This window comes from Clostridium psychrophilum, assembly GCF_018861705.1.
Classification (GTDB): domain Bacteria; phylum Bacillota; class Clostridia; order Clostridiales; family Clostridiaceae; genus Clostridium_AD; species Clostridium_AD psychrophilum.
This window is the reverse complement of record NZ_JAHLEC010000082.1, coordinates 1-14,901: the sequence shown is the minus strand read 5'-3', so window position 1 is coordinate 14,901 and position 14,901 is coordinate 1. Positions and strand designations below refer to the sequence as shown.

Here is a 14,901-nt window from a genome sequence, read left to right as displayed (position 1 = left end):
AGGAATGTTAAATTTAATTAACACATTCATTTATCCTTTTTATATTTTAAAGGTTACTTAAATTTGCAAATCACTTATATTATCAGGATATATTAAACTACAAGTCTACAACTAACAAACGTTTTCTTATAATTTCTCGGGTTAACCTTTCTTGAGTTGCGCTAGTTTTTAAATGTTTTGTGAAGTCAATTCTTAAGTCAGCTTCTTTAAAAACATCTAATAAATTCAAATCAGGCCAACGATTTGATATTTCACGTTTCAATTTCAAAAGATTTTTTGCCTCTGGTTGTTTTGGAGATGGCGAAATTTTTATTCTTCCATTTCCTATATCTAGGATTTTAACCTTTTCATTTTTAGGAATAGTCTTATTTAGCTTAGATAAAGAATCCTTCATATATGATTTTATCTTTTCAATAAAGTCATTTACATCTAAAGGCTGATTTATTGCTAAGTAGTATTCCTCTTTTTTTATATCAAAGTCCTTTGGAAGATCCTCATCAGGGTTCCTGTATTTATCAGCGCCACTTATCCAAACCTCTCTGCAGCGAAGCTTATCCTTTAAAGCCTGCAAGGCACACAATTCATAGTTAGCTCTCTTAATTCTAAGTGCGTTATTTTTCCCCGATTTATCTTCTATCATATCTTTCCACATAGGTCTAACAACACCCTCAATGGGAACTATTTCATCCTTTGAATAATAACGTGATTTTGAATCTAAATACTTCTTTATAAGTTCTATTGCCTTTATTATAGGCTTATATTTATCATTATTTGAATTGAAATTCAACGCATTTATTATATCCGGCAAAATACGCCTATAATGCCTTTGATAGGAAGATATCATGTTATTATAATTTTTCTTATTTAATATATCATCACTCTTATTTTCTAACTCATTAATTAAATCCTTTAATTTTTGCTCGTCAGCTATTGGATATATTAAGTCGCATGTCTTAGCTTCTGGGCTCTCGACAACAGCTTTAGCAATTTTCAAAAGTAATTTATTTTTATTCCTAGTATAATTTGTGCTCTCTGCAAGTTCTTTTTTTATTTTTCTATTTGCACTTGTGTCTAAATTGTTCAGTATTTTTATAAGTAAATCTACTAAATTATCCTTAATTTCCATTGATTTAAAATGAAAAAATATAGCTAATAGACCATTTCTCATGGCATCCGGATGCCTTTTAAATTCACTGATATTTTCAGCTTTACTACGTTTATAATACTTTTTTAAAAGCTTTGATGGTATGTCTTTGAAAATATCTTCTGGTATCATCATACCTTCAATAGTTTTTAATTTATTAGATTCATTAAAAACACTTTTAATATTTGCACCGTCAGGATCAATATTGAAATCATTAAACCATATTATTTGTTCCATGTTGTTATTTTGTGATTCAGTAGCAAGGAACAAGTCGAAATTTTTGATAGTTTCAACTGTCAACTTATTAAAAATACTTTCAAAGATATTATTTTCATATGTATTTATAGCTGAACTGACTATTCTTTCTATTCTTTCTGGTGTGGTTGGTTCTATTTTTAGTTCCTTGAATTGCTTATATACTTCCTTCTTAACTAATTCATAATCATCATTTTTAGGGAGGACGTTACTCAAAATCCATATTTTAATCGTATCATAATCCTGAACAGTACACTCTCTAAATAAGAAGAGCTCTCTAATTTGCTTTCTGTGATTAATTATTGATTTTCCATTCCAATCATAATCATTATAACAAGAGCTATCTACTCCAATTTGTTCAGAAATATAACAAATAAGTTCATTTGAAATTTCAAACTTGGAATATGGGAAACGTCCATTATTTTGAAAGAATTTATAAAGAACTGCAAAACCTATTTTTGTTTCTACTTTTCTATTATTATTTACAAAATCTATTTCTATCTCACTAAATTTAAAGCCCTGATCAATTTTATTATTAGATTCCATATATCACCTTTCGAAAGTTCCTATAATGTCAAGAGTAGGAACTTATTTTAAGATTAGCTTACCATATGCCTCTAAAATACTCAATAAAATGCTTTAAATACACCTAAGTTTAAGTTCCAAAATAAGATTCGGAACTTTCATATATGGAAAATTAGAAATTTCCTATTGCTTCTGGTGACAGCTATGTTCTTCATACCCCTCTAAAGTGTAATGCTGGATTTGACAAAAGTTTCTTGAATAATATATCACGACTGGGATGGAAGTATATAATTTTTTTAGGCGAGTATAAATTTAATTTAAATCAAAATAAGACGCTTTAAATTTTAAGATATTACATTTATGGGTTTAATTTCTCTTGGCGTGCGAAATATAATTTTGCGTATGCTACCCCCAATAGACTTGATGTAACACCTATAAAAAAATACATGGGCCACATGTGGATAGTAATTCCAGCATGTGGCCTGTTTTTACCCGTATGTCGGCTGTACTCTTTATAGGAAGTGGAAACAAGATAATATAAAGCCGTTAAAGCTATGGAGCTTGTTGACATGAAAAATAATACTTTTTATAGAAGAGTTAAAGAATATGAATCACTTTGAGAATATTTTAAAAGTTCCTTGGATAATATGCCTATTCCACCTTTTCGGGGTGATGGGCAAAACACACAATTTGGAAAAAAAAATTTTAAGAATAGGAAATAAAGTCTAAAAATGTTCAGATATTGTTCTGCAACTAGAAAAGGAATTGTTGCCTTTCTTTATTACCATAGGTAAAATACTATATTTAACAAATACTTTTCAGTACATGACACGTATGCTCCTACTACCCCTTATTCTTAAGGAATATGTTTAAAATATGCTTTAGAGTAATTAAAACACCGATATATTCAAAAATTTCTTTGAACATATCGGCGTTTTGGTAATATATGTCTTAACGTATAAAATCCGCGTTTTGCAGTTACTACCCCTATATTAACCTAGCTAATCTAACTTCTTCAACAAATTTGGCTGCTGTCTTAGTTATCAAATCGTAGTCACCAGTTTTAGCACCCTTAGTTAAATCCCCCCCGGTTCCAACCGCAACAGCTCCTGCCTTTATCCAATCTTTTATATTATTAAGATTTACTCCTCCTGTTGGCATAAAATTTCCCTGTGGAAGTGGTCCCTTAAATGAACTGATTATAGAGGGCCCAAAAGCGTTTCCTGGAAATACTTTTAGGAGTTCCACTCCTAGTTCTAATGCTTCAATGGCCTCTCTAACTGTCATAATACCTGGTATTACCGCAATTCTATATCTATTACAAAGTTTTATTGTTTCAGCGTTAAAGCTTGGACTTACAATATATTTAGCTCCTGCTAATATACAAAGCCTTGCAGTTTCAGCATCTAATACTGTACCTGCACCAATTATAAGATTTTCATCTTTGTATATTTCTGAGAGTTCTTTTATTATATCTAAACCACCTGGTACTGTCATAGTGATTTCTAAAGCATTAATTCCCCCTTTTTTTATAGCCTCAACTATTTTTATACCTTGCTCTTTAGACTCAGCTCTTATTACAGCCACAACCCCGCTATTAATTATGTTTTTAATTGTTTCTATTCTTTTCAAATTTTTAACCCCTTTCAAGTTTTAATTCGACTAAAACTTTAAATTAATACTTAGTAGCTTAAATTACTGTAAAAAATTTTTTAAACTAGCATCTCGCTGAAAATTTTGATGAATTTCTCAATTACTATTACTTATAATATGAATATAGTAACAAAATATAAAAGCATTAATGCAGATCCCACAGGAACTCCAATCTTTGCCCATTCCTTACTGTTAATCTTAAGCTTATGTGCAGATATAATGTTTGGTATATTTCCAGGAATCAGCATACCTCCGCTGATTAAAAGTCCCATAAGCACAGATTCAATTTGTATTTGTGTCATTTTTACACTTATTTCAGCAGCGGCTAACGTTGCATTATCAAGTACAGCAGATATCATATTAATGAAATAAAGTAGCCTACTATCAAGACTAATTACATAAGTATCTATAAGTGGCTTAAAACCTGCTCCCAAAAGTTCAAGTGCAAATATAAATATGAATATTTTAAATGCCCTTATAAATACTTCCCCATAGGTTTCATTTTCTATGTCTGGTTCAAGGGAATCATCAGTCTCATCATGTTCATGATTTATAGTCTTAAAATCATTTTCTACCTTCACGTCATCTGTTTTAACCATGAATGCCCCTAATATACCCATAAGTACAACCCCTGGGATAATATAGCAACCTAAATATTTTGCTAAATACCAGAAGTTAGCATTAAGCTTTGAAACAACTATAGTTGATAATGGCTCTCCAACAGGCGTAAGTACTGCACCTAGTCCAATTGAGAAACATGCAACTATAACTATACTTACCTTATCCTTTCTTGTAATGGGCATAGCATTAACAATTTCCACCAATAGTAATGCAGCAATTATTGCTGTTATGACACTTGAAGCTAGTCCCAGTATTACAATAATTAAAAAAACAAATAACCTAAGTGGAACTCTTTTTAAAATATTGCTAATAATACCCTTTACCCTTTCCTTTAAGGCTTTAAAAATTAGTCCTGCAATAAGTACAGCAAAGGTTATAAAATAGAGTAACTTGTTTTGAAATACCTCTAAAATAAAATTAACACTTAAAACTCCAGCGATTATTGTGGCAGAAAATCCCATTACAAATAGAAATACCTCCAGATTGTTTTCAACTTCTTTTACAACAAAAGGTAGTGTAAGAACCATTAATAGTATAATTACTAATCCAATGAACATAATAATCCTCCAACTTTGTTATTTAAATATATTACACATGTCTAAATTTACATTCCCAGTCATTGCTTAAAAAATAATTGGAATGTGTTCTTGCTTACATACTTCAGTATCTCTTATTATTTTTGTATTCTAACCATTTAATTAAATATGAAACTATACATTGAAAGAGACCATTTCAATGTATATATCAATTTCTATACTTAAACAATCTCTTTCCTTGGTTAATAACAAAATCTTTGATTATATGTTTTAATTTGAGAAAATTAATTGTAATTTTCTATTATCTATTGAGATAACCACCATCCACAGGAATTATGGCTCCATTAAGATAATTGGAAGATTCTGATGCAAGAAGTACAAGAATGCCTTTCATATCTTCTGGAGTTCCCCATCGACCAGCTGGAATACGGTTCAAAATTTCACTATTACGTCCTGGATCATTAATTAAAGCCACATTCATTTCTGTATCCATATATCCAGGTGCAAGTGCATTTATGTTAATTCCTTTTCCTGCCCACTCATTAGCAAGTGCCTTAGTAAGTTGTGCGACACCACCCTTGCTTGCTGCATAAGCAGGTACCGTATATCCACCAAAGAAACTTAACATTGAAGCTATATTAATAATCTTCCCAGAGCCCTTTTTAATCATAATTCAACCTGCCAATTGGCACATAGTAAATACTGAATTAAGATTGATACTCATAACCTCATCCCATTCTTCAATGGGAAAATTCTCTGCACTATGCCTTCTTTGAATTCCCGCCGCTGTCACCATAATATCCAAATCACCACCCAGCGCTGCTAGACAATCATTAAAAGCCCGGTAATTTTCTTGCCTGTCTCTTAAATCTGCTTTTATGCCATAGCATGTATATCCTTTTTCAACAAAAGTTGCTGCTACTGCAAATGTCTTATCGGAAGAACCGATAATTGCCACTTCACACCCAGCTTCTAAAAGCCCTTCCGCCATTCCATACCCAAGTCCTCTGGTACCTCCTGTTAGGATAGCTTTTTCCCCGGTTAAATCAAATTTATTCATTGCTATTCTCTTTTTTATGATGAAATCTTTTATTTGAAATTTTTATTTTCTATTTCCGATATTAGATTATACGAATTTATTCTTTTTCCAGCTTCGAAATCGGTGTTAACCCAAATTTCTACAATGAACTGTGCTAATTCACTTCCTAGAACCCTTGCACCAATTGCTAAAATATTAGTGTTGTTATGGCTCCTTGACATTTGTGCAGTATATGGATCTGAACATACAACACATCTTATTCCTTTAAATTTATTAGCAGCAATGGACATTCCTACTCCCGTTCCACAAATTAATATTCCTCTGTCACTCTTTCCGCACAAAATTGATTTAGTTACCATTTCAGCTATAGGTGCTGAATAACAATGGCATAATTCATTTGTACCATAATCAATAACTTCAATACCTTTACTTTTCAAAAAATTAGTTATAAAATTCTTAAGAAGTAACCCAGCATGGTCATTACCTATTGCAATTTTCATTTATTTCTCCCTTTGATTCTGCATTGTGAATTGACATCAATACACACTATCTACATTTAATTTCTGATACATATTCCTGTGCCATCAGTTTTATTTTGTGAAATTCACCCTCATCAATATTTGCTTTGTTTACAAGACTTCCGCCTATACCTGCTCCCGCTGCTCCAACTTTCATAAACTTATTTATATTGGTTAAATCGACACCACCTGTGACAAGAAGTGGAATATGATTCAATGGTCCACGTATAGCTTTTATATATTCAGTTCCTAGTAATCCAGCCGGAAAGAGCTTAACGAGATCTGCTCCCAAGTTATATGCAGTTACAACCTCGGATGCTGTAAAGGCTCCAGGAATGGAAATTTTAAGTAGTTCTTTTGTTTTTTTAATAACTTCAATGTCCGTGTTAGGTGATATAATATACTCCGCACCTGCTTGTACTGCTCTAATCACCTGTTCTGCTGTGAGTACAGTACCTGCGCCTAAAATCACATCGCTCTTGTATTCATTATTGATCATTTTAATCATCTGTAAAGTTTCTTCTAAACTCTTTTTACTTTCGTGATTATAAGTAACCTCAATAAGTTTTATCCCACCGTTTAAAAGTGATTCTACTGTTTTAAGAATATTATTTTTGCTGACTCCTCTAACAATAGCTATTATTTTATTCTCTAAAATTTTATCTTTTATTATATTAGCCATGTTTTGACCTCGCTTATATTAAAATTAGTAGTCTTCTTGTTGTCTTATTAAATATTTGTGCAATCCACAATAACTTTAACAGTGGCACAACTAGGGTCAGCAATCATATCAAATACCTTTTCGCTATCCTTTAATGGAACAATATGAGAAATAATTTTTTCCAAATCATATTTAATCATGGAGGAGTATTCAACAGCTTGCCTAAATTCTTCCCTTGTATATACTCTAGTACCAACTAAATGTTGTTCTTTAAAGTTAATATCTCTTAAATTAACATTGTGAGGTGCTTTATGTACAGACACCATACAAATGTTTCCACCAACTCTTGTGATATCAGTCATTTGAATTGCTGCAATTTCAGCACCACTACACTCAAACAACACATCAACACCTTCACCACCCGTAGCAGCTTTAGTTATATCTTCTAGGTTTTCTGTTTTTGGGTTAATAGGAATCATGCCAAATTCTTTTGCTTTTTCAATACGATTTTCATCAATATCAGAAATGAAAATCTTTGAAGCTCCCATATGTTTTAACATCATACCTGTAATCATTCCTATTGGACCTGCTCCGATAACTGCTACAACATCAAGTGATTTAAAGTTACTTTGGTGAATCGCTCTTACAATAACCGCAAGGGGTTCAATAACAGTAGCTGCTATATCAGATATATTATCCGGAACCTTGTACAGTACGTCCTCATCTACAGACACATATTCACACAAACCACCATCAACATCAATTCCTAGTAACCCTAATGTGTTACAAACGTGTGCATTACCTGTGCGACATGGAAGACAATAACCACAGGATAGAAGAGGGTAAGCAACAACTCTATCACCCTTTTTAAACTTCTTACCATCTTCAATTACTTTTCCTAAAAACTCATGTCCGAGAACTAAAGGTGCTTTTGCTCTTGGATGTGCACCAAGATATATGCCAATATCAGATCCACATATACCACAATACATTATTTTCAATTTAATATTTCCATCTTTTAACGTTGGTTCTACTATATCTCTTAATTCAACTTTTTTGGGCCCAGTATAAACTAATGCCTTCATATTAATTTCACTCCTTTGTATTTTTTAAAAATTAAATTACTTAGCTAATAAATTAGGTAAAAACAATGAAATCTGTGGAATATTACTAATTACAGCTAAACAAATAATCATTATAATTATGAAAGGAATAATTCCTTTCGTGACTGTTTCCAGTGGCACCTCACCAACCCTTGCAGCAACAAACAGATTTATACCTAGCGGTGGTGTAATAAAACCAATTGCCAAATTGACAACCATAATAAGTCCAAAGTGAACTGGATTTAATCCTATAGAAATTGCAACTGGTAATAATATTGGTGCCAATATCATCATTGCTGGAGTGGTATCCATTACGCAACCAACAAGCAATAATAAAACATTAATTAATAATAATAAAACCATTCGATTATCTGTTAAATTAATAAGCATACTTGCAACCGTCTCTGGTACCTGTTCAAGCGTCAGTATTTTTGTAAAAGCAGTTGCACATCCAAGGATAACCATTACTGTTCCTGTTGTTGAACATGAATTTACAATTGTACTAATTAATTTTTTAAAATTTAATTCTTTATATATAAATACACCACAAATGAATGCATACACAGCTGCTACAGCTGCTGCCTCAGTTGGAGTAAATATTCCAGCATAAATACCACCCAAAATAATAAGAGGGTTAACCAAAGCCCATTTAGCATCCCAAGTTACAACCACAACCTTTTTCCATGAAAACTTGTCTTCTTGACCTTTCCAGCCCTTTTTTTTGCAATAAAAGTAGCAATAGGCAATTAATGCACCCCCAATTAAGAATCCTGGCAAGAATCCTCCCATGAACAAAGAACTGATAGAAGTACCCGTAGCAACACCATAAATAACCATTGGTATACTAGGTGGAATTATTACCCCTATAGTACCGGCAGTGGCAATCAATGCCAATGTGAAACTTTTACTATATCCATTTTCTATCATAGTAGGAATAACCATAGATCCTATCGCAGCAACTGTTGCAGGTCCAGAACCGGAAACAGCTGCAAAGAACATACATACAGCAACCGTTACAATTGCAAGCCCTCCTGTTATTCTACCAAAGAACAAATTCGCAACATTTAAAATACGTTTAGAAACACCACCCGCTCCCATTAAATCACCTGCAAGAATGAACAATGGTATTGCCATTATTACAAAAGAATCAGTACCAGTAACTAATGCTTGCGGTAAATAACCTAAGGAAAGTGTGTCACCTGCAATAATTGCAACTAAAGAAGAAAGCCCAATAGCGATACCTACTGGTACATTAAATATAAGAAAAACAATAAGACTAATAAATAAAGCTGCACTAACCATCAACTTCTCCCCCTTTTCTCAGTTTATGTACTCGATATATGATTGTTTGTACTTGTCTAATAGATGTCAAAGCAAATCCAATCATAGGAGCAGCATAAATAATCCACATAGGTAACTGCATAGCTGGAGAAGTTTGGCCTAAAGTTATCTCTTTCTGTACAACTAAAAAGGCAGAAAATGTTATAAATAATGAAAATACTAAAAACAATGTGTCACCAACTATTACAGTAACTGGTCTAATTTTTAGAGGGAAAAGTTTTAATGAAGCATCTATTTTAATATGTTTCATAATCTTAGCTCCATAGCTAATTCCAATATAAATTAACCAAATAAATAAATATCTTGCTAATTCTTCCGACCATACAAGCGAATTTCCCATTACATATCTCATAATTACTTGGACAAAAACAAGAATTGTCATCAATGATATAAGCACTACACATATTGCTATTTCTATTTTATCATCAATCAGTTTTATTAATTTCAATAATTTCACCCTCTCCTAAACTACTAATTAATATTCTTTAATTCTTAACCTCGGATAGAAATCCGAGGTTTTTATTTTTTATAATTACTTTTTAATTTCATTAATATATTCTGGATTTGTCATCTTTTTTCTTACCAAATCTAAAACTTTAGGGTTAGCCATGATCTTTTGGAATGCCGCTTTCTCATCACTTGTTAAGTCCAATACAGTTACACTCTGTGATTTAAACTTCTTCAAAATTTCTTTCTCAATCTTTTGTGATTCTTCTCGTTGAACTTTTGTTGATTCTACAGCTGCTTTTGTAATTGCAGCCTTTTGATTATCTGACAATGAATTATATTTTTTCAAATTCATTGTTACAACATAAGGCGTATAAACATGTTGTGTTAAAGAAACATATTTCTGAACCTCAGCAAATTTGTTAGCATCAATAATACCTAGAGGATTTTCCTCACCATCTACAGTTCCCTGTTGAAGTGCTGTGAATAATTCTGTAAATGCCATAGGAGTAGGATTTGCACTTAACGCTTTCCATGCTGCTATATGAACCTCGTTTTCCATCGTACGAATCTTTAATCCTTTAACATCTGAAGGTTTACGGACTGCAATTTTGCTGTCAGTAAAGTTACGGAACCCGTTTTCCCAAAATGCAAGTCCTTTTAATCCAATCTTATCCATTCCACTCAAAATATTCTTACCGACCTTACCATCAAGACCTGCATATGCTTCTTTATTATTTAAAAATAAATATGGCGCATCGAAAAGATAAAAATTAGGATACATCGTAGCTATTGGGCTAGTTGAACTAACACCAATATCAATGTCACCAAACTGAGTTGTTTCAATAACAACTCGGTCGTCCCCAAGTTGGTTGTCTGGGTATAACTTAATTTTAACTGATCCCTTTGAGTCTTTCTCCGCTATTTCCTTAAATTTTGCTGCTCCCGCTTTAGCTGAAACGGAAGTTACATTTGAGAATTTAAGTGTTACCGTTTTTTCTTGACCAGTTTTACTTTTTTCCGAAGTAACGCTTGATTTACCACACCCTGTAACTGTGAAAATCATAAATCCACCTAATAACAATGCTAATCTTTTTTTTAGATTCATCATAATATTTTCCCCCTGTTTTTTAGTATATAAAAAATACCACTCCTTTATTAAATTGAATACCTTTATATCTAGATAGTTTTTAACTATATTTATTGCAACATACTTATCATCTATCTATTACATTTAATTCTCCTCTGAATTCCTTTATTTCACTTAAAGTAGGAAGCCCTTCTATATCGCCTCTTACTGTTGTAACAAACCCTCCAACGTCATTTGCTAATTTCCCACATTTTTCTATATCCCAATTATTTAGTATTCCCGTAATAAATCCAGCATCAAATCCATCACCTGCGCCTATAGAATCAACTACCTTTTCTATTACCATTCCTTTTACTCTTTGACTGCTATTTTTATCTGCCACAATACATCCATCTTTACCTAATTTGATTGCAACAATCTTAGGCCCCATAGATAATAATCTTGTGCATGCTCTTTCGGGGTTACTTTCACCAAACAAAAACTCACATTCTGAAATACCTGGAAGCACAATGTCTGCCTTAGTAATTAAATCTAGTAATACTTGTCTACATTCTTCGTCCTTCCACAATTTTCTTCTGATATTAGGATCAAAACTAACCATTACATTATGTTTTTTTGCAATTTCTATTGCCCTATATATGGTTTTTTTTGCACTTTCACTTAATGCTGGTGTAATTCCAGTTAAATGTAAAATCTTTGCCTTAGAAATATAGTCTTCATCTAAATCTTCTGGCTCCATTCTACTGGCTGCTAAACCAGCTCTATAATAATAAACTGTTGGATCTTTAAGCTCATGAAATTCTTTAAAATAGATAGCTGTTTGTGCTTGATTGTCTATTTTTACTTTTGACACATCCACACCTTCACCACGAATAAAACTCAATAAATATTCCCCAAAAGGATCATTACCTACCTTACTTATCCATCCCGAACTATGTCCCAATCTGATAATTCCAATAGCAAAATTTGATTCTGCACCGCCTATCTGCTTATTAAAACTATTCGCATATTTTAGTGACCCTCCTGTAGTGGGGGACATTAACACCATTGTTTCTCCTAGTGTAATTACATCTAGCATAAATTTTCGCCTCCAAAATTATTTTATGTTTACACAATTAAGTGGCTTGTCTCCACTAAGTACTCTAACAACTTCTTCCCCAGCTTTTCTCTGAAGATCAACCTGAGCTTCTTCAGAATACCAAGCTACATGTGGAGTTATTATAACGTTTACATATTGTTTTAATTTGTTATCTACCTGAATGGGTTCTTTTTCGCAAACATCAAGAGCTGCTCCAGCAATTATTCCATTATCAAGAGCAAATATAAGTGCTTTTTCATCAATTAATGGTCCTCTTGATGTATTTATAATGTATGCTCCCTTTTTCATCTTTAAAAAGATATCTTTATTGAAAAGATGAAGAGTTTCTTTAATAAGAGGTATATGAATCGTAACTATATCTGAATTTTTTATAAGAGTATCAAAATCCACCTTGGATGCTCCATACTCTTTAATAACTTCTTCACTAACAAACGGATCATATGCAATTATATTAAATCCAAATGCGTTAGCTTTTTTTGCAACTTGTCTTGGAATTCTTCCAAAGCCAGCTATTCCAAGTGTTAAAGTGCTCATCCTATGAATAGGCATTGAAATTTTATAATCCCATACTCCATTCTTTACATTACTTGACAAAAGTTGAATCTTTCTCAAGCTCGTAAGAATTAATGTAACTGCATGAGTTGATACTTCATCTACACTATAATCAGGTACATTACATACATATACATTATGTTTTGTTGCTGACTCTAAATCTACACAATCAACTCCAACACCATATCGTATAATTACTTTTAAGTTTTTAAGATTTTCAAATACTTTATCTGTTATTGGTGCATATTGAACGAAAAGTGCATCAGCATCTTTAGCCTTACTTATTACCTCATCCTCTGTTTTACACTGGATTGCCACAAAATCTGCATCCAATTTTGATATTTCTCTTTTTTCATTTTCCAAGGATTCGTACTCATAATCAGCAACATATACTTTGAATTTTGACATTTTAAATTCCTCCTAATACATTATTTTTTAATTCACCAATATTTTCTATACTCCCTACAAGTATATCTCCCGCGTTTAGCTCAGAAGCCCCTGCAGGAGTACCAGTAATTATAATATCTCCTGGTAATAGAGTCATTATACTTGAAATATAACTTATAATACTTTCAACATTAAAAATCATTTCCTTTGTATTGGAAATTTGTGTAGTTTCATCATTTTGTTTCATACTAATTACTAAATTTGAAGGATCTATGCCAGTTACGATCCATGGCCCTACTGGTAAAAATGTATCAAAACCTTTACCTACGTCCCATGGTCCATACTTTCCAAGAAGGTCTTTTGAAGTAACGTCATTTGCAATGGTATATCCAAAAACATATTCCAATGCATTTTCCAAGCTAACATTTTTAGTCTTTTTCCCTATTACAACAGCCAATTCTACTTCATAAGTAACAGAATTACTTAGCTTAGGATATATTATAGGCTCATCAGTACTTATAATCGAACTGGAAGGTTTTAAAAATACAACAGGTTCAACAGGGACTTTTGCATTGTTTTTTTTAACTGCATCATAGTAATTAAGTCCAATACCAATTATCTTTGATGGTTCACAAGGTGCTAATATTTTAACTTCATCCAGCTTATATACATTGTTTGTTAATATATAATCCGAATAAATATTTCCTTTAATTTCTCTCAGCAGATCATTTTCCATAATGCAATATATAATTTTCTCACCCTTTTTAACTCTTAGATATTTACTCATATAAATTAACGCTTAAGAATTTCATGTTTTTTTTCATGATTTTTTTATCTTCCTCTCTTAATTAAGATTACTTGATTTTGCTATTTTATATTATGAAACACTGTTTCACTATTTAACTATTATTTAATTTGGAAGAAAACCAATTTTTAATATAATGGTTTTCCTCCAAATTCTTTAGTAATTTGAGAAGTAATATCTTTTAAAACAAAAGCTAATTCTGGAATTCTTTGTTTTGTAACACTAAGGATTACACCCGCTATACTTACCACTGCAGCAATCTCACCTTTGTAATTAAATATTGGAGCAGCTAAACATCTTATTCCCTCTTCATTTTCAATATCATCCTCAGCATAACCTTGATTTTTAACTTTTATTAATTCTTTCATAAGGGTATCTCGGTTTGTTATTGTATTTTCAGTTTTTTTAATTAAACCTTTAGCTTCTATAACCGCATCTATTTCAGTTTCACTCATCCCTGACATTAGTACTTTGCCTGCAGATGTACAATGTAATAAAAGATGTTTACCCACCCGTGAGCGCATACTTATTGGATTAGATGGATTATGAACTTTATCTATATAAACCCCATCATAACCATCAAGTACTATTAAATGAACAACTTCTGAAGTAACACTTGAAAGCTTTTCAAGATATGGGTGCGCGGTATTTCTAATATCAGATTCGGATAATATATTGGTAGAAATTTCTACAAATTTATATCCTAATCTATATTTACCATCTTGAATATTTTGATTAGCATACCCAAACTGCTGTAGGTTAGCTAATATTCTAAATACAGTAGTTTTATTTAATTTTGATGCATTACAGATATCAGCAAGTGATATCCCTTTAGGATAACTTGCAATGACATCTATTATTTGAAATGTTCTTTCTAAAACCTGTATAGTGTAATTCTCATTCATAGTATCATCCTTTGTTTCGCATTGTGAGTTTACATTTCATTAATAACTACAATTAGATTATACTACAATCGTTTTCAGCCTGCAATAGTAGTATTAAATTTTTTTTATTATAGGGGTAGGGCTCGCAATTTGTGCAAAAGTACCGTTAAGAAAAGCTGACTAACATTCAAGCAAATATATGGTAAAAATAGTGGATTCCTTAAAAATTCTAATGTAATAA

Annotated in this window: 13 protein-coding genes and 1 pseudogene; all 14 read right to left on the bottom strand. The window is 31.9% G+C overall.

The genetic code is table 11. From position 1 onward, the window contains the following. Positions 1-97: 97 nt before the first annotated feature. Positions 98-1,945: a DUF4158 domain-containing protein gene (locus KPL38_RS14285; RefSeq protein WP_216289818.1), complete on the bottom strand. Its 1,848-nt coding sequence runs from the start codon at positions 1,943-1,945 to the stop codon at positions 98-100. 966 nt (positions 1,946-2,911) lie between these two features. Continuing rightward, on the bottom strand, positions 2,912-3,556 hold the full coding sequence (locus KPL38_RS14280) for a bifunctional 4-hydroxy-2-oxoglutarate aldolase/2-dehydro-3-deoxy-phosphogluconate aldolase (protein ID WP_216289817.1): 645 nt from the start codon (positions 3,554-3,556) through the stop codon (positions 2,912-2,914). Between the two features lie 131 nt (positions 3,557-3,687). Further along, complete coding sequence (locus KPL38_RS14275) at positions 3,688-4,755, bottom strand: DUF1646 family protein (RefSeq protein ID WP_216289816.1); 1,068 nt, start codon at positions 4,753-4,755, stop codon at positions 3,688-3,690. A 280-nt stretch (positions 4,756-5,035) separates the two neighbouring features. After that, positions 5,036-5,794, bottom strand: a pseudogene (locus tag KPL38_RS14270) (SDR family oxidoreductase). Between the two features lie 29 nt (positions 5,795-5,823). Further along, entirely contained in the window at positions 5,824-6,273 is a 450-nt protein-coding gene (rpiB, locus tag KPL38_RS14265) for a ribose 5-phosphate isomerase B (protein WP_216289815.1), read from the bottom strand. A gap of 46 nt (positions 6,274-6,319) precedes the next feature. Then, on the bottom strand, positions 6,320-6,973 hold the full coding sequence (locus KPL38_RS14260; RefSeq protein WP_216289814.1) for a bifunctional 4-hydroxy-2-oxoglutarate aldolase/2-dehydro-3-deoxy-phosphogluconate aldolase: 654 nt from the start codon (positions 6,971-6,973) through the stop codon (positions 6,320-6,322). 47 nt (positions 6,974-7,020) lie between these two features. Next, positions 7,021-8,037, bottom strand: a complete 1,017-nt coding sequence (locus KPL38_RS14255) for a zinc-dependent alcohol dehydrogenase (RefSeq protein ID WP_216289813.1) — start codon at positions 8,035-8,037, stop codon at positions 7,021-7,023. A 36-nt stretch (positions 8,038-8,073) separates the two neighbouring features. Further along, the gene (locus tag KPL38_RS14250) at positions 8,074-9,357 is read right to left on the bottom strand and encodes a TRAP transporter large permease (RefSeq protein WP_216289812.1); all 1,284 of its coding nucleotides are present in this window, start codon (positions 9,355-9,357) and stop codon (positions 8,074-8,076) included. Next, positions 9,350-9,844 carry a TRAP transporter small permease gene (locus KPL38_RS14245; protein WP_246577979.1) on the bottom strand — a complete coding sequence of 165 codons (495 nt, stop codon included), beginning with the start codon at positions 9,842-9,844 and terminating at the stop codon, positions 9,350-9,352. Before KPL38_RS14245 ends, KPL38_RS14250 begins: the two co-directional genes overlap by 8 nt. A gap of 84 nt (positions 9,845-9,928) precedes the next feature. Next, positions 9,929-10,954, bottom strand: a complete 1,026-nt coding sequence (locus tag KPL38_RS14240; RefSeq protein WP_216289811.1) for a DctP family TRAP transporter solute-binding subunit — start codon at positions 10,952-10,954, stop codon at positions 9,929-9,931. 106 nt (positions 10,955-11,060) lie between these two features. Further along, the gene (locus tag KPL38_RS14235) at positions 11,061-12,011 is read right to left on the bottom strand and encodes a sugar kinase (RefSeq protein WP_216289810.1); all 951 of its coding nucleotides are present in this window, start codon (positions 12,009-12,011) and stop codon (positions 11,061-11,063) included. Between the two features lie 18 nt (positions 12,012-12,029). After that, positions 12,030-12,992 (bottom strand): C-terminal binding protein, encoded by a 963-nt coding sequence (locus KPL38_RS14230; RefSeq protein WP_216289809.1) that lies wholly within the window; start codon positions 12,990-12,992, stop codon positions 12,030-12,032. 1 nt (position 12,993) lies between these two features. Further along, positions 12,994-13,758 carry a fumarylacetoacetate hydrolase family protein gene (locus KPL38_RS14225; protein ID WP_216289808.1) on the bottom strand — a complete coding sequence of 255 codons (765 nt, stop codon included), beginning with the start codon at positions 13,756-13,758 and terminating at the stop codon, positions 12,994-12,996. A 146-nt stretch (positions 13,759-13,904) separates the two neighbouring features. Beyond that, on the bottom strand, positions 13,905-14,681 hold the full coding sequence (locus KPL38_RS14220; RefSeq protein WP_216289807.1) for an IclR family transcriptional regulator: 777 nt from the start codon (positions 14,679-14,681) through the stop codon (positions 13,905-13,907). Positions 14,682-14,901 lie beyond the last annotated feature (220 nt).

Coding starts and splice junctions, on each gene's coding strand:
- KPL38_RS14285 (WP_216289818.1), bottom strand. CDS start 1,945: ATGGAATCTAATAATAAAATTGATCAGGGCTTTAAATTTAGTGAGATA.
- KPL38_RS14275 (WP_216289816.1), bottom strand. CDS start 4,755: ATGTTCATTGGATTAGTAATTATACTATTAATGGTTCTTACACTACCT.
- rpiB (WP_216289815.1), bottom strand. CDS start 6,273: ATGAAAATTGCAATAGGTAATGACCATGCTGGGTTACTTCTTAAGAAT.
- KPL38_RS14260 (WP_216289814.1), bottom strand. CDS start 6,973: ATGGCTAATATAATAAAAGATAAAATTTTAGAGAATAAAATAATAGCT.
- KPL38_RS14255 (WP_216289813.1), bottom strand. CDS start 8,037: ATGAAGGCATTAGTTTATACTGGGCCCAAAAAAGTTGAATTAAGAGAT.
- KPL38_RS14250 (WP_216289812.1), bottom strand. CDS start 9,357: ATGGTTAGTGCAGCTTTATTTATTAGTCTTATTGTTTTTCTTATATTT.
- KPL38_RS14240 (WP_216289811.1), bottom strand. CDS start 10,954: ATGATGAATCTAAAAAAAAGATTAGCATTGTTATTAGGTGGATTTATG.
- KPL38_RS14235 (WP_216289810.1), bottom strand. CDS start 12,011: ATGCTAGATGTAATTACACTAGGAGAAACAATGGTGTTAATGTCCCCC.
- KPL38_RS14230 (WP_216289809.1), bottom strand. CDS start 12,992: ATGTCAAAATTCAAAGTATATGTTGCTGATTATGAGTACGAATCCTTG.
- KPL38_RS14225 (WP_216289808.1), bottom strand. CDS start 13,758: ATGAGTAAATATCTAAGAGTTAAAAAGGGTGAGAAAATTATATATTGC.
- KPL38_RS14220 (WP_216289807.1), bottom strand. CDS start 14,681: ATGAATGAGAATTACACTATACAGGTTTTAGAAAGAACATTTCAAATA.